Origin of the sequence: Stutzerimonas sp. Brlt_14 (genome assembly GCF_051948915.1) — a bacterium.
GTDB lineage: Bacteria > Pseudomonadota > Gammaproteobacteria > Pseudomonadales > Pseudomonadaceae > Stutzerimonas > Stutzerimonas stutzeri.
On record NZ_JAYJLM010000001.1, the window covers coordinates 650,356 to 675,334 of the forward strand.

Annotated in this window: 18 protein-coding genes; 11 read left to right on the forward strand and 7 right to left on the reverse strand. The window is 66.1% G+C overall.

The features are described 5' to 3' along the window. Positions 1 to 3 precede the first annotated feature (3 nt). Together VF716_RS03185 and VF716_RS03190 are read left to right on the forward strand one after the other, a co-directional pair. Positions 4 to 420: a VOC family protein gene (locus VF716_RS03185; RefSeq protein ID WP_011914041.1), complete on the forward strand. Its 417-nt coding sequence runs from the start codon at positions 4 to 6 to the stop codon at positions 418 to 420. A 194-nt stretch (positions 421 to 614) separates the two neighbouring features. Next, the gene (locus VF716_RS03190; protein WP_020306961.1) at positions 615 to 1,778 is read left to right on the forward strand and encodes a DUF1624 domain-containing protein; all 1,164 of its coding nucleotides are present in this window, start codon (positions 615 to 617) and stop codon (positions 1,776 to 1,778) included. 82 nt (positions 1,779 to 1,860) lie between these two features. On the opposite strand, the gene VF716_RS03195 is transcribed toward VF716_RS03190, so the two are convergent. After that, complete coding sequence (locus tag VF716_RS03195; protein ID WP_095460536.1) at positions 1,861 to 3,174, reverse strand: CitMHS family transporter; 1,314 nt, start codon at positions 3,172 to 3,174, stop codon at positions 1,861 to 1,863. 304 nt (positions 3,175 to 3,478) lie between these two features. On the opposite strand from VF716_RS03195, the gene VF716_RS03200 reads away from it, so the two are divergent. From VF716_RS03200 to VF716_RS03215, 4 genes are all read left to right on the forward strand, one after another. After that, positions 3,479 to 5,029, forward strand: coding sequence for a type IV pilus assembly protein FimV (locus tag VF716_RS03200; protein ID WP_440551748.1), 1,551 nt, complete (start codon positions 3,479 to 3,481; stop codon positions 5,027 to 5,029). A 69-nt stretch (positions 5,030 to 5,098) separates the two neighbouring features. Beyond that, on the forward strand, positions 5,099 to 6,106 hold the full coding sequence (locus VF716_RS03205) for a ribonuclease Z (RefSeq protein WP_185745009.1): 1,008 nt from the start codon (positions 5,099 to 5,101) through the stop codon (positions 6,104 to 6,106). Between the two features lie 109 nt (positions 6,107 to 6,215). Then, positions 6,216 to 7,103 (forward strand): YghX family hydrolase, encoded by an 888-nt coding sequence (yghX, locus tag VF716_RS03210; protein WP_440551751.1) that lies wholly within the window; start codon positions 6,216 to 6,218, stop codon positions 7,101 to 7,103. A gap of 147 nt (positions 7,104 to 7,250) precedes the next feature. Next, positions 7,251 to 8,066, forward strand: coding sequence for an alpha/beta fold hydrolase (locus VF716_RS03215; RefSeq protein WP_440551754.1), 816 nt, complete (start codon positions 7,251 to 7,253; stop codon positions 8,064 to 8,066). Positions 8,067 to 8,149: 83 nt separating this feature from the next. Here VF716_RS03215 and VF716_RS03220 read toward each other — a convergent pair whose 3' ends face one another. Both VF716_RS03220 and rlmE read right to left on the reverse strand, forming a co-directional pair. Then, positions 8,150 to 8,989 carry a bifunctional allantoicase/(S)-ureidoglycine aminohydrolase gene (locus tag VF716_RS03220; RefSeq protein WP_013983570.1) on the reverse strand — a complete coding sequence of 280 codons (840 nt, stop codon included), beginning with the start codon at positions 8,987 to 8,989 and terminating at the stop codon, positions 8,150 to 8,152. Positions 8,990 to 9,420: 431 nt separating this feature from the next. Then, on the reverse strand, positions 9,421 to 10,041 hold the full coding sequence (gene rlmE / locus VF716_RS03225; protein WP_013983571.1) for a 23S rRNA (uridine(2552)-2'-O)-methyltransferase RlmE: 621 nt from the start codon (positions 10,039 to 10,041) through the stop codon (positions 9,421 to 9,423). Between the two features lie 245 nt (positions 10,042 to 10,286). On the opposite strand from rlmE, the gene VF716_RS03230 reads away from it, so the two are divergent. The 5 genes from VF716_RS03230 to VF716_RS03250 all read left to right on the forward strand — a co-directional run bounded on the left by VF716_RS03230 (position 10,287) and on the right by VF716_RS03250 (position 16,115). Then, the gene (locus tag VF716_RS03230; RefSeq protein WP_440551759.1) at positions 10,287 to 11,924 is read left to right on the forward strand and encodes an NAD(P)/FAD-dependent oxidoreductase; all 1,638 of its coding nucleotides are present in this window, start codon (positions 10,287 to 10,289) and stop codon (positions 11,922 to 11,924) included. Between the two features lie 11 nt (positions 11,925 to 11,935). Beyond that, positions 11,936 to 12,661 carry a TrmH family RNA methyltransferase gene (locus tag VF716_RS03235; RefSeq protein ID WP_151321100.1) on the forward strand — a complete coding sequence of 242 codons (726 nt, stop codon included), beginning with the start codon at positions 11,936 to 11,938 and terminating at the stop codon, positions 12,659 to 12,661. Between the two features lie 205 nt (positions 12,662 to 12,866). Next, on the forward strand, positions 12,867 to 13,643 hold the full coding sequence (locus tag VF716_RS03240) for a PP2C family protein-serine/threonine phosphatase (RefSeq protein WP_014597348.1): 777 nt from the start codon (positions 12,867 to 12,869) through the stop codon (positions 13,641 to 13,643). Positions 13,644 to 13,661: 18 nt separating this feature from the next. After that, positions 13,662 to 15,218, forward strand: coding sequence for a serine/threonine-protein kinase (locus VF716_RS03245; protein WP_279641224.1), 1,557 nt, complete (start codon positions 13,662 to 13,664; stop codon positions 15,216 to 15,218). Positions 15,219 to 15,275: 57 nt separating this feature from the next. Beyond that, on the forward strand, positions 15,276 to 16,115 hold the full coding sequence (locus VF716_RS03250) for an FHA domain-containing protein (protein WP_256043805.1): 840 nt from the start codon (positions 15,276 to 15,278) through the stop codon (positions 16,113 to 16,115). A gap of 105 nt (positions 16,116 to 16,220) precedes the next feature. On the opposite strand, the gene rarD is transcribed toward VF716_RS03250, so the two are convergent. From rarD to VF716_RS03270, 4 genes are all read right to left on the reverse strand, one after another. Next, positions 16,221 to 17,114 carry an EamA family transporter RarD gene (gene rarD / locus VF716_RS03255; protein WP_045158603.1) on the reverse strand — a complete coding sequence of 298 codons (894 nt, stop codon included), beginning with the start codon at positions 17,112 to 17,114 and terminating at the stop codon, positions 16,221 to 16,223. 31 nt (positions 17,115 to 17,145) lie between these two features. Further along, complete coding sequence (hrpA, locus tag VF716_RS03260) at positions 17,146 to 21,222, reverse strand: ATP-dependent RNA helicase HrpA (protein ID WP_440551765.1); 4,077 nt, start codon at positions 21,220 to 21,222, stop codon at positions 17,146 to 17,148. Between the two features lie 106 nt (positions 21,223 to 21,328). Further along, the gene (locus tag VF716_RS03265; RefSeq protein WP_014597352.1) at positions 21,329 to 22,933 is read right to left on the reverse strand and encodes a M28 family metallopeptidase; all 1,605 of its coding nucleotides are present in this window, start codon (positions 22,931 to 22,933) and stop codon (positions 21,329 to 21,331) included. Between the two features lie 244 nt (positions 22,934 to 23,177). Further along, complete coding sequence (locus tag VF716_RS03270; RefSeq protein ID WP_106442147.1) at positions 23,178 to 24,863, reverse strand: methyl-accepting chemotaxis protein; 1,686 nt, start codon at positions 24,861 to 24,863, stop codon at positions 23,178 to 23,180. Between the last annotated feature and the right edge of the window lie 116 nt (positions 24,864 to 24,979).

A 24,979-nucleotide genomic window follows, 5' to 3' on the forward strand; every position in this document is an offset into this window, starting at 1 on the left:
AAGATGAAGCTTTCCACCTACCTCACCTATGACGGCAATGCCCGCGAGGCCTTCACCTTCTACCAGCAGGTACTGGGCGGCACCCTGGAGCTGATGACCTTCGCCCAGGCGCCGGATGCCGAGCAGTTCCCCGCCGAGTACCGCGAGCGGATCATGCATGCCTGCCTCAACCTCGGCGACAGCACGCTGATGGCCTCCGACACGCTGCCCGGAGACACCTGTGGCGGAGGACCGTACGAAGGCATCAAGGGCTGCTCGATTTCCCTGCACCCGACCCGCGTGGCCGAGGCCGAGCAGCTGTTCGCTGCCCTGGGCGAAGGCGGTACGGTGATCATGCCGCTAGAGAAGACCTTCTGGGCCGAGCGTTTCGGCATGCTGACCGACCGCTTCGGTCTGTCCTGGATGGTCAACTGCGAGTGACGCCCGCCTCGCCCCGCGCCGCTGTCCCCCCCGAAGCAGCACAGCGGCGCGCGGGACGGACAGGCGTTTGGATGCACGGCACTTTTGTTATAACGTATCGCACCTTGTCGGGCGCCGCCGTAGTCTGGCCGTGAGGCATCACGTCCTCATGGCCTCCGCGCCCGTTGTCCGCGAACTTCTGCCATGAGCCGTGCATGCCCGCCCCCGACCTGACCTCGCCCGTTGCGGCGCGCCTTCAATCCATCGACGCGCTGCGCGGCCTGGTGATTCTGTTCATGCTGCTGGACCATGTCCGCGAAACCTTTCTGCTGCACATGCAGGTGCCGGATCCGATGGACGTGGCGGTCACCGAGCCGGCACTGTTCTTCAGCCGCACCCTGGCGCACCTGTGCGCACCGGTATTCATCTTCCTGACCGGGTTATCAGCGTTCCTCTATGGCGAAAAGCATCAGGGCCGCCACGCGGTGTCGAGCTTTCTGCTCAAGCGCGGGCTGTTTCTGGTGGCGCTCGAGTTCACCCTGGTCAACTTCGCTTGGACCTTCCAGTTCCCGCCGCAGGTCATCTACCTCCAGGTGATCTGGGCCATCGGCCTGAGCATGCTCGCCCTCTCGGCGCTGCTCTGGCTGCCACGCCCGTGGCTGGTGCTGCTCGGACTGCTGATCATCGGCGGGCACAACCTGCTCGATCCGCTGCACTTCCCCGTCGGATCACCCATGCACCTGCCGTGGGCCATCCTGCATGATCGCGGCTGGCTCGAGGTCTCGGACAGCCTGCGGCTGCGCACCTCCTACCCGCTGTTGCCCTGGATCGGCGTGATCGCCCTGGGCTACGCCGCAGGCCCCTGGTTCGGACGCAACGCCGATGCCGGACGCCGTCAGCACAACCTCGCCAACTGGGGCAGGGCCGCGCTGCTGCTGTTCGTTCTGCTACGCCTGATCAACGGTTACGGCGAGCAGCCCTGGGTGGTTGGCGAGGATGGACTGCGGACACTGATGAGCCTGCTGAACATCACCAAATATCCGCCGTCGCTGCTGTTCCTCTGCCTGACCCTGGGCACCGGCCTGCTTGTGCTGCGCCACTTCGAGCGCCGCCAGGATCGCGCCTGGCTGCGCCCGCTGACGGTGTTCGGCGCAGCGCCGATGTTCTTCTACCTGCTGCACCTTTACGTGCTGAAGCTGCTCTACCTCGCCGCGGTGGCGATCTGGGGCCTGAACCGTGGCAGCCACTTCGGCTTCGAGGCGGTCTGGCCGCTGTGGTTGTGGACCGTTGTGCTGGCCGTGGCGCTGTACCCGGCCGTGCGCTGGTTTGCCGAGCTCAAGGCCCGGCGCCGGGACATCGCCTGGCTCAAGTACCTGTAAGCTCGGGTCCCATGCGCGCCGCATCGGCGGCCTTCAGACGCAAGTCGACGGCTGCAGTGCGGTGCGCGGCCGGCGAACGGGCTCAGAACATCCCCAGCGCCCAGGCCACGGCGAACAGCACCAGCGAGAAGCCCCACATCCACCACAGCGAGTAGCGGATGTGCCGGCCAAGATCCAGACCGGCCAGGCCAAGCGCAAGCCAGAGCGCGGGCGAGAACGGGCTGATGAAGGTGCCGATGATGTTGCCGATGGTCATCGCGTAGACCACGCTGGCGGGCTCCACGCCATGGTTCGCCACCACTTCCAGCGTCACCGGCAGCAGGCCGAAGTAATAGGCATCGGTGCTCAGCATCAGCTCCATCGGCAGGCCGAAGACGCCAAGGATGATGTGCAGGCTGGGCACAACCGAGGCGGGCAGGACCTGCACCAGATCCTGAGCGATGGAGGTCAGCATGCCCGTACCGGTGAATATCCCCAGCATGGAGCCCGCTGCCAGAATGATCATGCCCATGCTCAGGGCGGCGGGCGCATGGGCCGCGATGCGTTGCATCTGAGCCTTGCCACCGGGGTAGTTGATCAGCAGCACCAGCGACAGACCGATCATGAAGATGTAGCCGGCCGGCAGCACGCCGGCGAACAGCGAGATCAGCACCAGCAGGAACAACCCGCCGTTGATCCAGAGTCGGCCCGGCCGCTCCAGGGCGCGCTCTTCTTCGGTGGGTTCGTGAAGGCTGTGGTGGCTTTCGACCAGTACGCCGGCATCCGCACCGCCAGCCCCTGAGGCGATACGCCGCTGCTCCCGCCGACCAAGCAGGACAGCGAGCGCCACCAGCAGAACCACGCCGACGCCCTGAATGGCGATCAGCGGCCGCCACAGTTCGGTGACTTCGATACCGGTCACCGCCGCGGCCCGCCCCAGCGGGCCGGCCCAGGGAACCATGTTGAAGATGCCTGCACCGAGCGCCAGCAGCAGCAACATCAGATAAGGGCTCATGCCCAACTTGCGATAGAGCGGCAGCAGTGCCGGAATGGTCAGCAGGAAGGTGGTCGCGCCCGCGCCGTCCAGGTGCGCCAGCATGCCGATCAACGCGGTGGCCACCGTTACGGCGATGACATTACCGCGGGTCAGCCTCACCATGGTTCCGATGATCGGGCGGAACAGTCCGGTGTCCTGCAACACGCCGAAGAAGGTGATGGCGAAGACGAACATCGTGGCAATGGAGATCACCTTGCCGAGGCCGTCGGTGAAGAACCCGGTAATGGCCTCCAGCCCGAAGCCGGCCAGCGAAGCGCCCGCCAGCGGTACGAGAATCAGCGGCAGAATGGGCGCCATCCGTCCTACGAGCAGCAGCACCACCAGGCTGCAGATGGTCAACAGACCAATCAGGGTCAACACAGCTTACCTCCTCTTTATTCTTGTCCGGCCGAAGCAGCGGGGGAGCTGGAGGCTACGAAACAAAGCTTTCAGCAACCTTTAGCCGTGTCGGGGGTGCCCTCGGCATCTGTGAGCTGATGTGTCGCACGCGTGAATCAGCCGCCGCCGATCCGAAAACTGTGAAGTGGCTAGCAAAATGCCATCATACGAGCCATGATGATTGCAGCGCCCGCTGCGGGCCGGCCGAATTGCCATAAGCCCCCGCACGGCCCGGCTGCCTTGCACGGCACCGTCGGCCACAGCCCTGCTGGCACCCGGAATGTTTATGTCGTCCTTTCGTCTTGCCGTTTGGCCCCTGCTCCTGCTCGCCGCCTGCTACACGCCCCTGGCCAGCGCCATCGGGCTGGGCGAGATCCGTCTGCATTCGGCGCTGGCCGAGCCGCTCACAGCTGACATCGAGCTGATTGACGCGCGCGGACTGGGTGCCGATGACATCAAGGTGCGCCTGGCACCGAGCGACGTGTTTGCCCGCGCCGGAGTCGAGCGGCCCGACTTCCTCGCCAAGCTGAGCTTCGTGCCGGCGCTCGACGGCAGCGGCCAGCGTATCCGCGTGAGCTCCACCGCACCGGTGAACGAGCCGTACCTGAACTTCATCGTCGAGCTCAGCCTGCCGGGCGGCCAGCTGCTGCGCGAGTACACCCTGCTGCTCGACCCGCCACTGTACCAGCCCGACCTGCCGGCGCTGCCGCGTGCCCAGCCGCAAGCACCGGCCATCGTCAGCGCGCCACCCGTGGAACCGCCGCACGCTCGCGTGCTGCCTGCGGTCGAACAGGGCACGCGGTATCGCATCCAGCCCGGCGACAGCCTCTGGGCCATCACCCAGCGGCTTGAAGGCCGTGCTGTCGGCTCGCACGAAGCGTTGATGGCCGACCTCTACGCACTCAACCCGGACGCCTTCATCGGCGGTGACCGCAACCGCCTGCGGGTCGGCGCCGATCTGCTGTTGCCGGACGGACTGCAACATGCCACGCCCAGGCCGACGACCCAGGTGGCCGCCGCGCCTCGCGAAGCCGACGCGGCGATACCTCCTCCCGAGCACACCGCGCGGCAGACGACAGTGACAGCTGATCGCGGCCTGGTGGATGTGCTCAGCCAACTCGAAGCCCAGGTGCTGAGCCTGCAGGCGCAGATGGATGCGCAGAATCGCCTGCTTGCCGAAGCACAGCGGAGCCTGGCGCAACGCGAGACCAGCCCGCTCGCTGCGGAATCTGCCGTCGTCACGGCGCCGGTGCCCCGTGAAGTCAGCGTGGAGCGCCAGGCGCCCGCATCCCCGGTTCCTGCGCCTGCCGCGCCCGCTATGACGGTCCAGCCGGACAGCCTCGCCAGCCCCTGGCTGCTCGCCCTTCCCGTGCTGCTCCTGTTGGGCGGCCTGCTGCTACAGCGCCGGCGCGCCAGCGCAGCCGCCACGGCGGCAATCATGGTCGAGGCCCGACCGGCCGGCGTGAAGCGGGCGGAAGCGTCCTTCCCGGACATCAACCCGTTCCAGCGCCAGGTGCCAGTCGTGACGGAAATGACCATGGACGAATACCTTGGCCACGGTGCTGACCAAATGCCGGCCCCCGTTGCGGCACCGGTACAACCAATGCCGTCGCTGGATGACATGATCGTCAGCCTGCCCACGGACCTGGACGAGCTGATCGGCATCGCGCCGGCCCCGGCGCCGGCAACCGACGCCCAATGGCGCGAGCGGCTCAACGAGGCCATCGGCTGCATCGACCGTGGTGAGGTCAACCGCGCCAGCGGTCTGCTGACTGCCCTGCTGGACCGCCCCGACGATGACCGCTTCATCGACGAGCAGCTCGCCCGCAGCGCCTGAGGACGCAACCCCGGGACCGCTCCCCCGGTCGTACGGCATACTAGCCAGCCCCCTCTGGAGAACATGCCCGTGGACCTGCTCTTTCTCGGTACCTCGTCCGGCACCCCGACCCGCGCGCGCAACGTCAGCGCGCTGGCACTGCTGGAAGAGACCGGCAAGGCCTGGTACCTGATCGACTGCGGCGAGGGCACCCAGCATCGTCTGCTGCGCACGCCGCTGTCGCTGCACGACCTGCGCGCGATCTGCATCACCCATGTGCATGGCGACCACTGTTACGGCCTGCCCGGCCTGCTGGCCAGCGCAGGCATGATGGGGCGCAAGGCGCCGCTGACGATCATCGCCCCGCAGGGCATCGAGACCTGGGTACGCGCCACCCTGAGCATGAGTCAGAGCTGGCTGAGCTACGAGCTGGACTTCCATGCGGTCGAGACATTGGACGAATGGCGCAGCCCGAACATGCGCATCGAGGCGACCGAGCTGTCCCATCGCGTGCCCTGCTACGGCTACAGCTTCAGCGAGGCGCGCCCCGATCCGCGGCTGGACATCGATCGTCTGGAACATGACGGTGTGCCGCGCGGCCCGCTCTGGGGCCAGCTGGCGCGCGGCTTCGACATCGAACACGAGGGGCGCGTGCTGCGCAGCCACGACTACCTGAGCTTCAGCCGCAGCCCGCGGCGCATCGTCGTCGGGGGCGACAACGACCGTCCCGACCTGCTGGCCGAAGCCTGCCGCGATGCCCAGCTGCTGGTGCACGAGGCGACCTACACCGAGGCCGTGGCCAACGACGCCCGCAACGACTTCGGCCACAGCACGGCCGCCACCGTGGCGCGCTTCGCCCAGGCGGTCGGCTTGCCCAACCTGGTGCTGACCCACTTCAGCGCGCGCTATCAGAAGCACGTCGGCCGCGGCCATTCGATCGAGGACCTGCGCGCCGAAGCCGCTGCGCTCTACGCCGGCCAGCTGCTGCTCGCCGAGGATTACCTGCGCCTGCATCTGGGCAAGGATGGTCTGCTGACGGTCGTCGAACCGCCGTCCACTTCGCGCCCGCCGCGCCGCGACGGCGAATCCAGGGCCTGAACCGGTAAATCGTCAGCAACCGCACCGGTGCTGACATGGCTGTCTACACTGGCTGCTGCCACCCAGCGCAACCGCCCTGCCATCTTTCGCCCCACCGAAGGAGCCGCCGATGGAACGTCTGACTGCCAGAGACTTCGCCCCCGAACTGCTCGAGCTCTACGATTTCTACGTGCACGGCAAACTCAACCGCCGCGAATTCCTCGACCGCGCCGCCGCCTTCACCCTGTGCAGCATGACGGCGGTCGCCGTGCTCGACGCGCTCACGCCCAACTATGCGCTGGCGCAACAGATCGCCTTTACCGACCCCGACATCGTCGCCGAGTATGTCCGCTATCCCTCGCCCAGAGGCCACGGCGAGGTCCGTGCCTATCTGGTGCGCCCGGCCAAGGCCGAGGGCAAGGTGCCGGGCATCGTCGTCGTGCACGAGAACCGTGGCCTCAATCCCTATATCGAAGACGTGGCCCGGCGCGTGGCCAAGGCCGGGTTCGTCGCCCTGGCGCCCGACGGCCTGAGTTCGGTCGGCGGCTACCCCGGCAACGACGACAAGGGCCGCGAACTGCAGGCTCAGGTCGATCCGCAGAAGCTGATGAACGACTTCTTCGCCGCCATCGAATGGCTGATGGCCCACGAGACCACCGGCGACAAAGTCGGCATCACCGGCTTCTGCTACGGCGGCGGGGTGGCGAACGCCGCATCGGTGGCCTACCCCGAACTCGGCGCCGCCGTGCCGTTCTATGGCCGCCAGGCGGACCCGGCGGATGTGGAGAAGATCCGCGCGCCGCTGCTGTTCCACTTCGCCGAACAGGACGAGCGCGTCAACGAAACCTGGCCCGCCTACGAAGCCGCACTCAAGGCCGCCGGCAAGCCCTACGAGGCCTATATCTACCCCGGCACCCACCACGGCTTTCACAACGACAGCACGCCGCGTTACGACGAGCCGGCAGCCGAGCTGGCGTGGCAACGCACCATTGCCTGGTTCCAGCGCCATCTGAACTGACCGCGACGCCCGTTTCTTTTTCCGGTCTGTGCCACACCCGGTGCGTTTGAGCCGAGGCGTCATGGCCGATACATTCATCCGCGCATGTTGACGTTTACGTAAAAGAACAGTACAGCTATGCCTTCCGCCCCGCTCCAGGAAAGCGCCATGACCATCAGCACCCTGCTCGGCGACGGCCCGACCGATCTGTGGATCGACGGCAGCCACGGCCGGATGTTCGTCCGCAGCTGGTTCCCGGAGCGCGACGCGCTGCGCCCGAACCACGCCCCGATCCTGCTGTTGCACGAGTCGCTCGGCTGTATCGAACAATGGAAAGACTTCCCATCCGCCCTCGCCAATGCCACCGGCCGAACAGTGGTCGCCTATGACCGGCTGGGCTTCGGCCGCTCCGACCGCTTGACTGCCCCACCCGCGCCGACTTTCGTCGAAGATGAAGCCGCGCATGGCTTCGCCTGCGTGCTGGAACATCTGGGTATCGAGCGCTTCGTGGTGCTCGGACACAGCGTCGGTGGCAGCATGGCCGTGCATTGCGCCGCGCGGTATCCCGAAGCCTGCCAGGCGATGATCACGATGTCGGCGGTTACCTTCGTCGAACAGCGCACGCTCTCAGGCATCCGCCAGGCCAGGGCCTGGTTCGCCGACCCCGCGCAACGCGAACGTCTGCGCCGCTATCACGGCGAGCGCAGTGACTGGGTCCTGAGCGCCTGGATCGATACCTGGCTGGCGCCGGATTTCGCCACATGGACGCTGGCCCACGCGCTGCCTGCAGTCGGCTGTCCGAGCCTTGCCATCCATGGCGATGACGATGAGTTCGGCTCCGAACGCCACCCGCAGCTGATCGCCGACCACGCCAGCGGTCAGGTCGAACAGGCGCTGCTTTCGGGGGTGGGCCATGTTCCGCATCGAGAGCAACCGGAACAGGTGCTGGAGCGGATCGAACGGTTCCTGCAGCGGATCGGCTAGCCCGCTGCGCGCATAGGCGCAGCAGAGCGTTTGCGCGCGAGGGCAGGCAGGGGTGCCTTCGCCGCTCGCGAAGGCACTGGAGGTCAGGCCCGCTGGTTGAAACGACCCAGGTCCATGTGTCGGTTCACATCCTTGTACAGCAGGTAGCGGAACTTGCCCGGCCCCCCGGAATAGCAGGCCTGCGGACAGAACGCGCGCAGCCACATGTAGTCGCCCGCCTCGACCTCGACCCAATCCTGATTCAAGCGATACACCGCCTTGCCTTCCAGGACGTAGAGGCCATGTTCCATCACGTGGGTTTCAGCGAAGGGGATAACCGCACCCGGCTCGAACGTGACGATGTTGACGTGCATGTCGTGGCGCATGTCGCTCATGTCGACGAAGCGCGTGGTCACCCATTTGCCATCGGTACCCGGCATGGGGATCGGCTCGATATCGTTCTCGTTGGTCACGAAGGCCTCCGGGTAGGGCAAGCCTTCGACGGCCTGATAGCCCTTGCGGATCCAGTGGAAACGTACCGGCGCCGCTCCGGTGTTGCGCACGCTCCATTTCGCAGCAGGCGGTATGAACGCATAGCTGCCGGGACGCATGTCGTAGAGGGTTCCCTCGATCGTCAGAGAGAACTCTCCGTCCACGACGAACAGCACGCCCTCGGCGTTCGGGTCATGCTCCGGCCGGTCACTGCCGCCGCCGGCGCCAAGCTCCACGATGTACTGGGAAAAGGTTTCGGCGAAGCCGGAAAGCGGACGGGACAGCACCCACATGCGCATGTTGTCCCAGAAGGGCAGATGGCTGGTGACGATGTCTCGCAGCACGCCCTTGGGAATGACTGCATAGGCTTCGGTGAACATTGCACGATCGGTCAGCAGTTGAGTCTGCTCGGGATGTCCGCCCTTGGGGACGTAGTACGTTGTGCTTGCCATGGTTCTCCAGGTGCATGGAGGGCTTGCCGATACTCAACCGCAAGCCGGGTGGATGGAAAGCCAACTGTATACAAGGAAGATGTGAATGGTCAAAGATTGTATACAATCTTTTCTGCGCCCGATGCCCACGAGTAGCGCGGCATGGCATATGGCGCGCTGAGCTCGCCGCGGCGCTGGCGGGGAGGTCATCTGGCTGGATGGAATGGCCAACCGGGCAGCTTCGAAGTTGCCGCCGATGGCCAGGGAAGAAGGGCTACGCCGCCTACCTACGCGACTCGACGCCATCGACTATGGCGCGGAGACGCGAGGAACTGAAAAATCATGGATGAGAAGGGATCGACAAGCGCATCCGCATTCCTCAAGACCGCACCGCCAGAACGCTCAACAGCGGCAGCCGGCCTTCGGACCCGCCTTTGCGTGACGCCGAATCGCTAGCCCTTGAAGCCTTTGGCCACCAGATAGACCTCCCGCGAACGCGGGCGCGACGCCTCCGGCTTGCGGATCACCACCTTCTCGAACGAGCTGCGCACGTCCTTGAGGAACTCGTCGGAGCCTTCGCCCTGGAACACCTTGACCACGTAATTGCCGCCGGGCTTGAGCACCTGGCGAACCATGTCGAGGGTGAGTTCCACCAGGTACATCGAGGCGGCCTGGTCGGCAGCGGCGACGCCGCTGATGTTCGGCGCGATGTCGGACACGATCAGGTCGGGCTGCCGGCCGTCGAGCATGTCGAGAATCTGCTGGAACACGGCGTCCTCGGTGAAGTCGCCCTGAACGAAATCGACGTTATCCAGCCCGCCCATCGGCAGGATGTCGGTGGCCAGCACCCTGCCCTTCTCGCCGACGATTCCGCCGGCCACCTGCGACCAGCCGCCAGGCGCGGAACCGAGATCCATGACCAGCATGCCGGGGCGTATCAGTTTGTCCTTCTCGTTCAGCTCGATCAGCTTGTAGCTGGAGCGCGAGCGCAAGCCATCCTTCTGCGCGCGTTTGACGAAGGGATCGTTGACGTGTTCATCCAGCCAACGACGGCTGCTTTTGGATCGTTTCATGATAGAGCCAACCACGGAGAATCAAGGTAAGACGCGCGCCAACAGGCAGGACCCTGCGCAACTGTCGGGCAAATTGGCGGCGATTATAAGCCGATAATGCCGGGCCGCGGGCGCCGGGCGCAGCACCTGCCCCGGGGGAACCGCGTAGGCGCCGCCTGACAGGCGTGCTTGCCGCCGGTACAATCCGCGCCTCACGCTCCCTCTCGTTGCTTCCTCTGCCGGAGTCACCGGCCAGGATTACCGCCATGATTCGCATCACCGAACTGTCCCTGCCCCTCGATCATTCCGCCGATGCGCTGCGCGAGGCCATCGTCAAGCGTCTGAACATCAGTGACGCCGACCTGCTGAACTTCAGCGTGTTCAAGCGCAGCTACGATGCGCGCAAGAAGAACAGCGTCATCCTGTTCATCTACATCCTCGACGTCGAGGTTCGTGACGAGGCGGCAGTCCTGGCGCGCTTCGCCGACGACAACCACGTGCGTCCGGCGCCGGATACCCGCTACTACCCGGTCGGTCAGGCGCCAGCGGATCTGACCGAGCGGCCGCTGGTGGTGGGCTTCGGCCCCTGTGGGCTGTTCGCCGCGCTGCTGCTGGCACAGATGGGCTTCAGGCCCATCGTGCTTGAGCGCGGCAAGGATGTGCGCCGCCGCACCAAGGACACCTGGGCGCTGTGGCGCAAGAAGACCCTGACGCCGGAATCCAACGTGCAATTCGGCGAAGGCGGTGCCGGTCTGTTCTCCGACGGCAAGCTCTACAGCCAGATCAAGGATCCGAAGTTCTACGCGCGCAAGGTGATGCACGAATTCGTCCGCGCCGGCGCGCCGGAAGAGATCATGTACGTCAGCAAGCCGCATATCGGCACCTTCCGCCTCACCGGCGTGGTTGCCGCGATGCGCGAGGAAATCATCGCCCTCGGCGGCGAGGTACGCTTCGAGACCAGGGTCACCGATCTCGTGATCGAGGATGGCCAGCTCGAAGGCGTGGTGCTGGCCAATGGCGAGACACTTCGCAGCCGGCATGTGGTGCTGGCCCTGGGTCACAGCTCCCGCGACACCTTCCGTATGCTGCATCGCCAGGGCGTGCATATCGAAGCCAAGCCGTTTGCCATCGGTTTCCGCATCGAGCATCCGCAGGGCATGATCGACCAGGCCCGTCTGGGCAAGTACGCCGGCCATCCGGAGCTGGGCGCCGCGGACTACAAACTGGTGTACCACGCCAAGAACGGCCGAGCGGTCTACAGCTTCTGCATGTGCCCGGGCGGCACCGTGGTGGCCGCCACGTCGGAGCCGGGACGCGTGGTGACCAACGGCATGAGCCAGTACTCGCGCAACGAGCGCAATGCCAACGCCGGCATCGTCGTCGGCATCAACCCAGAGCAGGATTTCCCCGGTGATGCGCTGGCCGGCGTGGAGCTGCAGGAGCGTCTGGAATCGCGCGCCTACGAGCTGGGCGGCAGCGACTACTGCGCGCCCGGGCAACTGGTGGGCGACTTCATTCGCGGCGTGCCGTCGACCGAGTTCGGCGAGGTCGAGCCGTCCTACAAACCGGGCGTGCGCCTGGGCGATCTGGCGCCCTCGCTGCCGGAATATGCCATCGAGGCGATCCGCGAAGCGCTGCCGGCCTTCGGCAAGCAGATCCGCGGGTTCGATCGCGCTGACGCGGTGCTCACCGGCATCGAGACCCGCACCTCCTCGCCGGTACGCATCACCCGCGACAGCGAAACACTACAGAGCCTCAACCTGCGCGGCCTGTATCCGGCCGGCGAAGGCGCGGGTTACGCCGGCGGCATCCTCTCGGCGGGCGTGGACGGCATCAAGGTCGCCGAGGCGCTGGCCAAGGCGATGCTGGCGGAAGCGGAGCAGACCGCCGTGCAGAGCCACTGAGCGCCGCCTTGATGAAATTCGACGACATCAAAAAGCTGCACCAGAAAAAGTACCGGGCCGAGTTCGGGCGCTTTCTGGTGGAGGGCGAGCATCTGGTGCTGGAGCTGCAGAAAGCGGCCCTGCTCAACCCGCTGCTGCAGCGCAGCGAGCTGTATGTGACCAATGCCTACGAACAATGGCAGAGCCCGTTCAAGACCCACCTGATCAGTGACCGCCAGATGGCGCAGATCGCCGATACCAAGACCCCGCAAGGCATCGTGGCACTGGTGCCGATGCCGGATGCGCCTGTCGCGGCACCTGTCGCAGGCGAACGCGCCATCTACCTGCATGAAATCCAGGACCCGGGCAACCTCGGCACCATCCTGCGCACGCTGGCCTGGTTCGGCAACTTCCGCTGCCTGCTCAGCCCCGGCAGCGTCGACCCGTACAACCCCAAGGTCGTGCGCTCGAGCATGGGCGCCATCTTCCATGCGCCGATGGAACTGGATGTGGCACTGGATTCGTTGCGCACGCGCTTTGCCCGCATCGCCTGCCTGGATATGCAGGGTGAGCCTGTGCAATCGACGGCTTTCACAACCTTCGAATGCTACCTGTTCGGCAATGAAGCCCGCGGCGTGCCCCGCGACCAGCTGAATGCACTCGGCGCCCGGCCATTCACCATCCCCGGTTGCGGCGCCATCGAATCGCTGAATCTGGCCGCCACGGTCAACATGTGTGCGTACGAGCTCAGCCGATAGCGCTTTCGAAACGCCTCCTTCGCGTTCCGTCGATCAGGCAAAGCCGCCCGATCAGCGGGTCGCGAAAGCCGGAACACAGCCAGCGGGACATTGCCCTCCTTTGCGCGAGTTAACAGTTTTGCGCTTGCCCCGCTGCCAGCCGATGACAGCCTCCCGGGCCCAACGCATCATGCTTGCTCGATGTCATGCCGCAGCGGGCCCACGCATGCAACCTACCCTCTCCGACTCCTTGCTGGACTACGCCGGAAACAGTTCGCCCGGGCGCAGGCGCAGCCATAACGAAGACGCGCTGCTCTGCGCGCCGACGCTGGGACTCTGGGCGATCGCCGACGGTATGGGTGGGCACCAGTGCGGCGAGGTGGCCAGCAGCCTGGCGCTGGTGGCCTTGCGTCAGGCCGTGGAGGATGGCGAACCGCTGGAAACGGCGGTCCATCTGGCCAACCAGGCGGTGCTGGAAGCCGCCACCGATGACGGCATGGGCACCACGCTGGTGGCGGCGCACTTCAACGGCAGCGATTTCGAACTGGCCTGGGTCGGTGACAGCCGCGCCTATCTGGTCAGCGCCGACGGCATCGCACAGCTCACCCGCGACCACAGCTGGGTGCAGATGATGATCGACGCCGGCGAGCTCGAACCCGCCGCTGCCCAGGGCCACGCCTGGCGCAATATCATTCTGCGCTGCCTGGGCCGCGAGACACCGTTGGAGGTGGGCATCGCCGCTGGCAGCCTGAAGCCTGATGAGCTGCTGCTGCTGTGCAGCGACGGTTTGACCAACGAGCTGACCGATGCGCAGATCCAGGCCAGCTGCACCTTTGCCGACACGCTCGAAAACCTGGTGGAACAGTTGATCGAGCAGGCCAATGCGCATGGCGGTCGCGATAACATTTCCTGCATCGTGATCGGCCGTACCGCGCAACCCCAGGCGACCGAATCGCGCGGCCGCCGCTTCATCAACATGCTGTTGAAACCCCTCAAGTCGTAACCAGGCACGAGCTTATCCATGACGCATCGGATGCTAGAAATTCCCGGCTATCGCCTGCACAAACGACTCGGCAAGGGCGGCATGGCGGAGGTCTACCTCGCCACCCAGCTGTCCCTGGATCGTGAGGTGGCAGTCAAGGTGCTGCTGCGCACCGAGGATGCGGCCTTCACCGAACGCTTCATCCAGGAAGGCCACATCGTCGCCTCGCTGCGCCATCCGGCCATCATCACCATCCACGACATCGGCCAGATCGCCGATGGCCGCCATTACCTGGCCATGGAATACCTCGGCGGCGGCGACCTGGCGCAGCATCGCGGCATCGTTTTCTCGCCGTCGCGGGCTCTGGACATCATTCGCCAGCTGGCCGGCGGCCTCGCGGTGGTGCATGACGGCGGGCTGGTCCACCGCGACGTGAAGCCGGCCAACATCCTCTTTCGCGACGATGGCAGCGTGGTGCTCACCGACTTCGGTGTGGCCAAGGCAGTGGAACTGGACAACGAGCTCACGCATTTCGGTATCGCCGTCGGCAGCCCGGCCTACAGCAGCCCGGAACAGGCCCAGTGCCAGCCACTGGACGCCCGCAGCGACATTTACAGCCTCGGCGTGATCCTTGCCGAGATGCTCACCGGGACCAACCCGTTTCGCGCCAGCAGCTATCCGCAAACCGTGCTCAACCACGTGCAGATGCCACTGCCGCAGTTGCCACCGGCGCTGGCGCCCTACCAACCCCTGCTCGACCGCATGCTGGCCAAGCAACCGGACGAGCGCTTCGCCAGCTGTCGCGAACTGCTGGCCGCTATCGACACCCTCACCGAGCCGGACATGGACCAGACCCGCATCGCGCCGGCGATCACCCTCGAGGCCAAGCCCGGCCGCCGTCGCCGGCGTCGCGGGCGCGGCCTCGGCCGCTGGGCGGCGATCGGCGCCGCCATGGTGGCCACGGTGGCCGTCCTGGGGTTCGGCGGTTACCAGTGGTGGCAGTACAGCCGTATCAGCGACCTGCTCGGCCGCGCCGAGTCGCGGCTGGCCGCCGGTCAGCTGACCACGCCCGCGCTCGATAACGCCGACTTCTATTTCCGTCAGGCCCTGCGCCTGGATGCCGACAACGCCGAAGCGCTCGATGGCCTGCGCCGCGTGCTCGATGCACGCATCGCCGAAGCCCTGGAGCTGGCGGCGCAGCGGCTGGCCAGCGATCAGCTGCTGGAGCCGGCCGAAGACAGCGCCGTGCATTACTACCAGCGCGTGCTGGGCTGGCTGCCGGACAACCAGGCCGCGCTGGACGGGCTGACGCGCGTCAGCGAACGCTATGTCGAGCTTGCCGAAGCGGCCTATGACCGGCGCGAGTACGCCCTGGCACTGGAATACATCCAGCAGGGTCTGGAGGCCGCGCCGCAATACGCGCCGCTGCTCGCGCTGCACGACGCCCATGCGCGCCGGGTCGCCAAGGCCCGCGCACCGCGTCCGGTAGCGCGCACCGCAGCCAGCGCGCCACGCACCACGCCAGCCACCACCCAGACGTCCCAGGCGCCGGCCAACCCGGTCAAGCGCCTGTGGAACCGGATCTTCAACCAATAAACACAGGCGATTGCCCGGTCCGGGCCCGATCGCCACTCTGCTCAGGGTTGTTCAGACATGCTCAGGATTCATTTCGTTGACAATCGCCAGAGCCCCGTCTGGCTGGCCGATGAACGTTTCACCCTCGGCTCCGACCGCAGCAACAAACTGGTCGTGAGCGATGCCGGGATAGAACCGTTCCATGCCGAACTGCTGCTGGAAAACCGCTTCTACTACCTCACCGACCTGGGAACTGCCGGCGGCACCTATGTCAACGACGAGAAGGTCGGCGAGCGCTACCAGATCCGCTCCGGCGACCGCCTCCGGCTGGGCACGCTCGAGCTGCAGATCGTCGATCCGGCCAAGGTCGGCGCCAAGGTGGCCGCGGCACCGCGCTGGCTGTTGCAGGTGGTGAAGGGCGAGAACCAGGGGCACAAGTATCACATCACCGGCTCCATGACCTTCGGCCGCTCGGTGAAGTGCGAGCTCTGCTTCAGCGATGCCGAGCTGTCGCGCCGCCATGCCGAATTCTTTCTCAATGGCGACGTGCTGGAGGTGAAGGACCTCGCCTCGGCCAACGGCGTGCTGGTCAACCGGCAGAAGGTCAGCACCGCGGTGCTGCAGCCGGGCGATCAGATTCAGCTGGGCAACACCACCCTGCTGGTGATCGGGCCCAAGGTCAGTGCGCCGGAAGTCGTCGACGAGGACGCCACGGTATTCGTTCGCGCCGCCGATCTGCCCGCGCCTCAGCCCAAGCCCGCGCGCCCGCGTCCGGCTACGCCGAACCCGCTGCATGTCGCGGCGGCGACCACGACCACAGCCGCCGAAAGCCCTCGCAGATCGAACCGCCTGATCTGGCTGGTAGGTGCGCTGGCGCTGGCGGTGGTCGCCGGGCTGGCGGTGCAGCAGCTCGTCTAACGACCGCCCGCGAGCCAGGTCCGGTGCAAACCGCTACGCAGCTTTTCCGCCCTGCGCCCGGTCAGCTCGCAGCCACTGCCCCCGGCTCGGCGTAGCGCACCGGCGCTACCTCCGGGCACGCCGCAGTGCCCGCGCGCCCTCCAACACCAGCACGGCGATGGCCGACCAGATTGCGCCGTAGGTCAGCCATTGCGACGCAGCGATGCTTTCTCCGAGCAGCAGGGCCACCACCACCAGCAATACCGGCTCGACGTAGCTGAGCAGGCCGAACAGGGTCAGGTTCAGGTGTTTGCCGGCGACGATCATCAGCGCCAGGGCCAACGCGCTGAGCGCACCGAGGCCGGCGATCAGCACCAGCAGCCGCGGGCTGGCGCTCAGCAGCTGCAAGGTGTCGCGGTCGGAGACGGCGAACAATGCGGCGACGGGCAGGCTGATCACCAGGTCCAGCCAGAGACCGCCAAGATTGGCGGTGCCCATCCTGCGGCGCAGCGCGAAGTAGCACGGATAGCCGAGCGCAACCGCCAGTACCGGCCAGGACAGCGACGCGGCGCCCAGCATTTCGTTGCCGACTCCGATCGCGGCGAGCAGGCAGGCCAGGCCCTGCAGCCGGCTGATGGCCTCGCCGAACAGCAGCCGCCCGGTGAGCACCAGGGTCAGCGGTAGCAGGAAGTAGCCCAGCGAGACATCCAGCCCGTGACCGTTGATCGGCGCCCACATGAACAGCCACAGCTGCAGCCCGACCAGCGCGGAAGACAATGGCAGCGCCAGCCACAGCCGCGGCTCGGCGGGCAAGCGCGCAAGAATCTGCCGTACCTCGCCCCAGCGGCCGATGGCGATCAGCAGCAGTGCCAGACAGGGTGCGGTCAGCAGGATCCGCCAACCGTAGACCTGCTGGCCGTCCAGCGGCTCGAGCAGCGTGGTGTAGTAGTACAGCGTGGCGAACAGCGCCGAGGCGCCGAGCGAACTGGCCACGCCCGGCAGGCTGTTGTGGCTGTACATGGCTCGATCCAGATGAAAGGCCACCCTGAACTCAGGGCTCGACCTGGCTCCATTGCTTGTTCAGGCGCTTGTCGGATACCGGCACCTTCGTGCCCAGCTGCTGTGCCCAGAGCGAGACGCGATATTCCTCGAGCATCCAGCGATAGAGCGCCAGCTGCGGATCGCGCTTGCCTTCCTGCTGGTGCTTGTTCAGCCGCGCCTGGTATTGCTCCCAGTAGCCGCCCAGTTCGCCGGACCAGACCCGGTCGCGCTGCAACTGCGCGCCAATCTTGTCGAAGCGCTGCTCGACGGCCTTGAGGTAACGGGGGTACTCCTTCAGCCACTCGGCCGGCGTCTCACGGACGAAGCCCGGATAGACCAGATGGGCGAGCTGCGCCTTGATGTCGTTGAGCGCCACCGCCTGGGCCAGATCGATCTTGCCCTTGAAGCGCTTCTGCAGGCCGTGCCAGTGCTTGAGGATTTCCAGCGTCAGCCGCGCCAGGCGCTCGGCGTGGGCGGTCCAGTCGCCACGCTTGCGCTCGGCCAGTGACGCCAGCGCCGCACCGTCACGCGGCAGCGCGGCCTCGCCGTCGAGAATGCAGCTGTCCAGGCTGGCCAGCAGGATGTCCTCGACCAGCGCATCGACCTTGCCCATGTCACGGTAGAGCAGGCCGAGCTCGGTAAGACCCGGCAGCCTGTTGCGCAGGTACTTGGCTGGCTCCGCCAGCTGCTGCAGCAAGAGGCGCTGCAGGGCGCGACGGTGCTGCCACTCGGCCTCGGCCTGGATCGAGAAGCGCCCTTCCTTGACCACCCCAGCCTCTTCCACCAGCGCCGGATAGACCGTCATCGACAAGCCGGCCATCTTTGCCTGAGCCTTTTCCGCGACCTGGGCAAAACCCTTGGCCTCGACCGGCTTCTGCTCGGCCTTCTGCTGGGGCGGCGCCAGGGCCGCCTGGCTGGCCTCGGCGAAGCGTGCCGTGAGTTCAGCCAGGTCACGTCCTTCACCGAGAAACTTGCCGCGCGCATCGACCACCTCGATGTTCATCTTCAGGTGGTTCTCCAGCCCGGCGGCGGCCTCGGCCCATGCCTCATCCGGCACTCGGGCGCCGGTCATGCGGGTGAGTTCACGACCCAGCGCCTCGGATAGCGCCCCCTCGCCGAAGGTGATCTTGGCCAGCGCCGCGCCGACGAAGTCCGGCACCGGCACGAAGTTCTTGCGGATCGCCTTGGGCAGGCCGCGCACCAGTGCGACCGCCTTCGCCTCGATCAGCCCGGGCACGAGCCAATCGAGCCGTTCGCGCCGCAATTGCGGCAACAGCGGCGCCGGCACGCGCAGGGTTACGCCGTCGCGCGGGTGGTTGGGTTCGAAGTGGTATTCCAGCGGCAACTGCAGCTCGCCGATGCGCAGGTGGTCCGGATACTGCGCGGCGGTGACCTCGCTGGCCTCCCGGGCGAGCACGTCCTCCTCGCGCATGATCAGGAGGTGTGGGTTCTTCTGGCTCTCGCGCTTGTACCAGTTCTCGAAGCTGGCGGTCTGGTAGATGTCCGCTGGCAGGCGCGCATCGTAGTAACCGAACAGGGTTTCCTCGTCGGCGAGGATGTCGCGGCGCCGCACCTTGGCCTCCAGCTCGTCCATGCGCTCGAGCAGCTCGCGGTTGGCTGTCAACGCGCGGGCACGGCTGTTGATCTCGCCACGCACCAGGCCTTCGCGGATGAACAGCTCGCGCGCCGCCGGAGGGTCGATGGGCCCGTAGTGCACCGGGCGGCGGCCGACCACGATCAGCCCGTAGAGCGTCACCTGTTCGTAGGCCACCACCTGGCCGCGCTTCTTCTCCCAGTGCGGCTCGAAGTGGTTCTTCTTGACCAGGTGGCCGGCCAGCGGCTCGATCCACTCCGGTTCGATCTTGGCGACCATGCGCGCGAACAGCTTGGTGGTTTCCACGAGTTCCGCGGCCATCAGCCAGTTGGGCTTCTTGCGTCCGATGCTGCTTCCGGGATGCACCCAGAAGCGCCGCTGGCGCGCGCCGAGGAAGTCACCCTCCTCGGTCTTGTTGCCGATCTGGCTGAGCAGGCCGGCGAGGATGGCCTTGTGCACGGCGGCATAGCTCTTGGCCTTCTGCGCGGCCTCGCTGGCTTCGACCTGCTGGCGGACGATGGCGTTGACCTTGTTGTCCTTGGTCGGTGCGGGGGCCTCGGCCGATGGCGCTGCTGCGGTCTTTCCGCGGTCGAGAGCGCTGCCACGGGGTTCGCCCTTCTGGGGACGACCTTGGCCGCGACTGTCCGCCGGGGCACCGAGCTTGAGTTCGCGGGCGATCAGCGTCAGCTGGCGATGGGCATCGCGCCACTCGCGAAGACGCAGATAGTTGAGGAAGTTCTTCCGGCACCAGCTGCGCAATGGGTTGGAGCCCAGCTCCTGGCGCTTCTCCTCGAAACCGCGCCAGAGATTGATCAGCGCGGCGAAGTCCGAGTCCGGGTCCTTCCATTGCGCATGGGCCTGGTCGGCGGCCTGCTGGCGGTCGGCCGGGCGCTCGCGCACATCCTGCACCGACAGCGCGCTGGCCACGATCAGCACCTCGGCCAGACTGCCCTGCTGCGCGGCTTCGAGCAGCATGCGGCCCAGGCGCGGGTCGATCGGCAGCCGCGCCAGCTGACGTCCCAGCGGTGTCAGCTGGTTCTCGCGGTTGACCGCCGAAAGCTCCTGCAGGAGGTTGAAGCCGTCGCTGATGGCCTTGCCATCCGGCGGCTCGATAAAGGGGAAATCCTGAATGTCGCCCAGGCGCAGATGCAGCATCTGCAGGATCACTGCGGCAAGGTTGGTGCGCAGGATCTCCGGGTCGGTGAATGCCGGGCGGCCGAGGAAATCCTCCTCGCTGTACAGGCGAATGCAGATACCCGGCTCGACCCGTCCGCAGCGACCCTTGCGCTGGTTGGCGCTGGCCTGGGACACCGCCTCGATCGGCAGGCGCTGAACCTTGGCGCGGTAACTGTAGCGGCTGATGCGGGCGGTGCCGGAATCGATCACGTAGCGAATGCCCGGTACGGTCAGCGAAGTCTCGGCGACGTTGGTGGCCAGCACGATCTTGCGCCCCGGACGCGGCTGGAAGATTTTCTGCTGCTCGGCCGGCGTCAGGCGCGCATACAGCGGCAGCACCTCGGTGAACTTCAGATTGGCCTTGCGCAACACCTCGGCGGCGTCGCGAATCTCGCGTTCGCCGGGCAGGAAAACCAGCACGTCGCCGGGGCGCTGGCCAACGCTGCGCTCGTGAGCGGCAATCTCGTCCAGTGCAGCGAGGATGCCCTGGTCGACGGTGAGGTCGTCCTCGACGCGGTTGCCGTCCTCGTCGATCTCGGCAGCCAGCGGGCGATACCAGGTTTCCACCGGGTAGGTACGCCCGGACACCTCGACGATGGGTGCACCGTCGAAGTGCTCGGAAAAGCGCTCCAGGTCGATGGTCGCCGAGGTGATGATCACCTTCAGATCCGGCCGCCGCGGCAGCAGCGTCTTGAGGAAGCCCAGCAGGAAGTCGATATTCAGCGAACGCTCATGGGCCTCGTCGACGATGATCGTGTCGTACTTCTCCAGAAAGCGATCGTGCTGCGTCTCCGCCAGCAGGATGCCGTCGGTCATCAGCTTGATCAGCGTGCGCTCGGTACTCTGGTCCTCGAAGCGCACCTGATAGCCCACCAACTCGCCCAGCGGCGCGCCGAGCTCCTCGGCGACGCGGGTGGCGACGCTGCGCGCGGCCAGGCGCCGCGGTTGGGTATGGCCGATCAGCCCGTGTACGCCCCGGCCGATCTCCAGACAGATCTTCGGCAGCTGGGTGGTCTTCCCCGAGCCGGTCTCACCGGCGATCACCAGCACCTGATGCTTTTCCAGCGCGGCCTTGATCTCGTCGCGCTTGGCGGCGATCGGCAGGCTGTCGTCGTAGCGGATGCGCGGCACGCTTTGCCGGCGCGCCTCGACCTTGGCGGCGGACGCCTGGAAGCGCTCCAGCCACTGGGCGAGCCTGGCTTCGTCCGGTTGCTTTCTCAGCTCGTGCAGCTGACGACGCAGGCGGTGGCGATCCGCGTACAGGGCTTGGTCAAGGTTCTTCAGCAGGGTATCGATAGCGGGCGTTGCGTCGGTCATGGACAGCCGTGGGCAATTTCGTGAAGGGCGCGATTGTCGCAGATTTGCCGGGCCGACCGTAGGAAAAGGGGGACCGCGCCGGCGAACCGGCGCGGTATTCAGGCGATCAACGGATCCAGTGACCCCAGCGCGACTTCTCCTGCACCTGCTGGATGCGCATGGTGCCGATGCTCTGCTCGGCCGCCGCGGCGATCTCGTCATCGATCATCTTGGTGGACAGCGACAGCCAGCTGGTGGCGAAGGCCAGTGCATCGCCGTGCAGCTCCAGTGCCTCGATGGATATGTTGCCGAGGTTGTCGCATGGCGTGTGGTAGCACTGATCGAACGACTGCCCGGCCGTTCCGCCATAACGCTGCGCCTGCTCCTCGGTCTTGATGTCCTCGGCACCGGTGAACAGCCCGCCGAAGGCGATGCCGTCCTCGAAGAACTGCGCATAGTCGGAGCGGAAGTCGATCTCGGTGCCTTCAGACGGGGCGTTGCGCAGCTTGAAGTAGGTGCGCAGCAGCCGCTCAATGGCAGCCGAGCCGGGCGGACCCTGCAGGCCGAAATCCGAGCCGTCGCCGTCATAGATGAAGTTGGCGTAGTTCGGCGAGCCGATCATGTCGACGTTCAGGTAGGCCTTGATGCGCTGCTTCTGTTCGTCCGGCAGCTGGTTGACGTAGTAGGTCGAGCCCACTAGCCCCGACTCCTCCGCGCCCCACCAGGCGAAGCGAACCTTGTTCTCCGGCCGCGCCTTGCTCATCAGGAGCGCCATCTCCAGCAGCGCCGCACTGCCGGAACCGTTGTCGTTGATGCCCGCACCTTCGAACACCGAATCCAGGTGCGCGCCGACCATCACCACGTTGCTCGGATCACCCCGCCGCGTTTCGGCCAGCAGGTTGTAGGTCTCGGTCTGCTCGCGCACCACGTCGACGTTCATGCTCAGCTGCAGTCCGGCCGTCTGCGACCAGGCCACGCCGTTGTCGTAGGTCGAGAACAGCACCGGAATGCCGCCCGCATAGTCCTCGCCCAGCGTGGCGACCAGCAGGCCTTTGCGGTCCTCGGTGTCGCCCTGATTGAAGATGATGGCTCCGGCCGCGCCGGCTGCCGCGGCATTCGTCGCCTTCTGCCCGAACGGACAGGTGCCGCGCTGCATCAGCGCGATGGCGCCGGCCGGGAAGCCGGCGAAGTCTTCCGGTTCGCAGCCGCTGGTAGATGTGTTGCCGGCGCCGAGCGCCAGATCCACCGGCACCACCGGTGCGGTGACGTTGCCCGGATCGGTCTGGTCGGCATAGGCGAAATCCTCTTCCCAGACATATTGCACCGTCTGCGGCGCCACGGCGCTCAGCGTGCCGGGATTCACCGGATAGAAGGCGAGGAAGGGAAACGCCTGCACCTCGACGCGATAGCCAGCGCGCTGTAGCCGGCTGCGCACATAGTCGAGAGACGCCTGGTAGCCCGGCTGGCCGGAGGCGCGATTGCCTCCATTGAGCGTGGCGATATCCTGCAGCGCTTCCAGGTGCTTCATGACGTTGCTCGCCTGCATGCAGCGCGGCAGGCCGACAGGCGTGCCGACCAGCAGCGGCGAACGACACAGCGCCGCATTCGGCTTGGCCGGCGTCCAGAAGTCGTTGAATTGAGCGGTATCGGCCTTTGGCGCGGCAAGTGCCGCGCTGCTGGCGATCAATGCGAGAGAAGCAACTACCCGAACAGCATTGTTTTTCTTGTGCATGGGTAACTCATCCTTGCAACGAGATTGATGGGCAGGCCGCCTGGCTTGCGCCATCGTCCCCTACGGCAATCAGCGGACGCGGCCATAGGGAGCTAGACCGAACGGCCACCGTCTCGTTCTGGCGCAACCGCCCACCGGTATTACCGTTGATCGGGATGAGGGAACTTCGCTGAAGATCAAAGGCGTTCGGCAACGAATGCCGCGCCTTGGCGACAGGCATTGCGCCTGCCGCCTGCGGGGGTGATCAGATGCGGAACTGACCCACCAGTTGTTGCAGTCGCTCGGCCAGGCCGTTGAGCTCGCGAGAGGTCTGCGCGCCCTGCGCGGCATCGCTGGCGACGCCGTCCACTGCATCGGCGATATGGTGCACGCTGCGGTTGATCTCCTCGGCCACCGCGGTCTGCTCCTCGGCGGCGGCGGCAATCTGGGCGTTCATCGAGTTGATGGTGCCGATCAGCGCGGAGATCGCATCCAGCGACGCGCCGGCCTGGTTGGCCTGATCACGGGTGCTCTCGCCCTTCTCGCCCGCCCGCAGCATGGTGGCGACGGTGTTGGAGGTGGCGCTCTGCAGGCGGTCGATCATGCCCTGGATCTCGCCGGTGCTTTGCTGGGTGCGGCTGGCCAGCGCGCGAACTTCGTCGGCGACCACGGCGAAGCCGCGCCCGGCCTCGCCTGCACGGGCCGCCTCGATGGCCGCATTGAGCGCCAGCAGGTTGGTCTGCTCGGCAATGGCGCGGATCACGTCGAGCACGCCGACGATGCCTTTCACGTCCTGCTGAAGACCTTCCAGGGACTCGCCGCTGCCGCGCAGCTCGCCCACCAGCTCGTGGATCTGGCGAATGCTCTGGTCCACCACCTGCTTGGCGGCGCCCCCCTGCTGATCGGTCTCGCGCGCCGCCTCGGCCGCACGCTGGGCGCTCATCGCCACTTCGTGGGCGGCGGCAGACATCTCGTTGATCGCCGTGGCGACCTGATCGGTTTCGCTGCGCTGGTCGGCCATGGCCTGCTCCGAGCGCTGCGCCTGGCTGGCCACTGCACCGACCAGACCGGTCAGCTGGGTGGTGGTGCCGGCGACCTGCTGTACCAGCGAATGGATCTTCTCGACGAAACGATTGAACGAGGTGGCCAGCTCGCCCAGCTCGTCCTGACTGGTGATCGGCAGGCGCTGGGTCAGGTCACCGTCACCCTGGGCCATGTCATCCAGGTTGCGCTTGATCAGCAGCAGCGGGCTGAGCAGGGCGTTGCTCATGAACACGGCGACCAGTGCGATCAGCCCCAGCAGGATCAGTGCCGAGACCAGCATGATGGTGACGAGGCCGTCGATGCGCTGCTGGAATTCCGCGCGGGCGGCCTGGACGTCGCGCTCGACACCATCGAGGTTGAGCGAGGTACCGAAGACCATCTTCCACTTCGGCAGGAACTCGGCGTAACCGACCTTGGGCACCAGCACACTGCTGTCGCCCAGCACGAAGCTGTAGTCGACGTAATGGCTGCCGTCCTGGCCGGCACGAACCAGCTCGCGGATGGCATAGACGCCATTGGGGTCGCGGTAGTCGTAGAAGCTCTGGCCGATTTTGTCCTTGGTGTTGCCCTGCAGGATGCGCACGGTCTGGGTGTCATAGCCCCAGAAATAGCCGTCCTTGCCATAGGCCATCTTCTCGAGGATGGCCACGGCCTGGTCGCGCGCCTGCATGTCGCCTTCGGCAGAACGCTCGTAGATGGGGCCGATGGCATTGCGCGCCAGCTCGACGTAGTGCTTGAGCTCGGCGCGGCGGTCCCGGATCAGGCTGTTACGGGTGTGTTCTTCCTGTTGCTCGGCGAGGCTCTGCAGCTCGTACACGGCAATGCCGCTTAGCAGGATGGCCAGCAGGAGAATCGGGCCCAGCGCAAGCAGCAGCAGCTTCATTCGCAAACGAAGATTCGAGAGCATTCTGATCGATCCCTGTAGAAAGGTTGAGCAAGAAGACTGCGACAGAATCCATGCGTCGCTTAAGCGACGACGACGCAGCACGCCTTGGCTATCGGCCCGAAAGCGCCTTTCTTGAC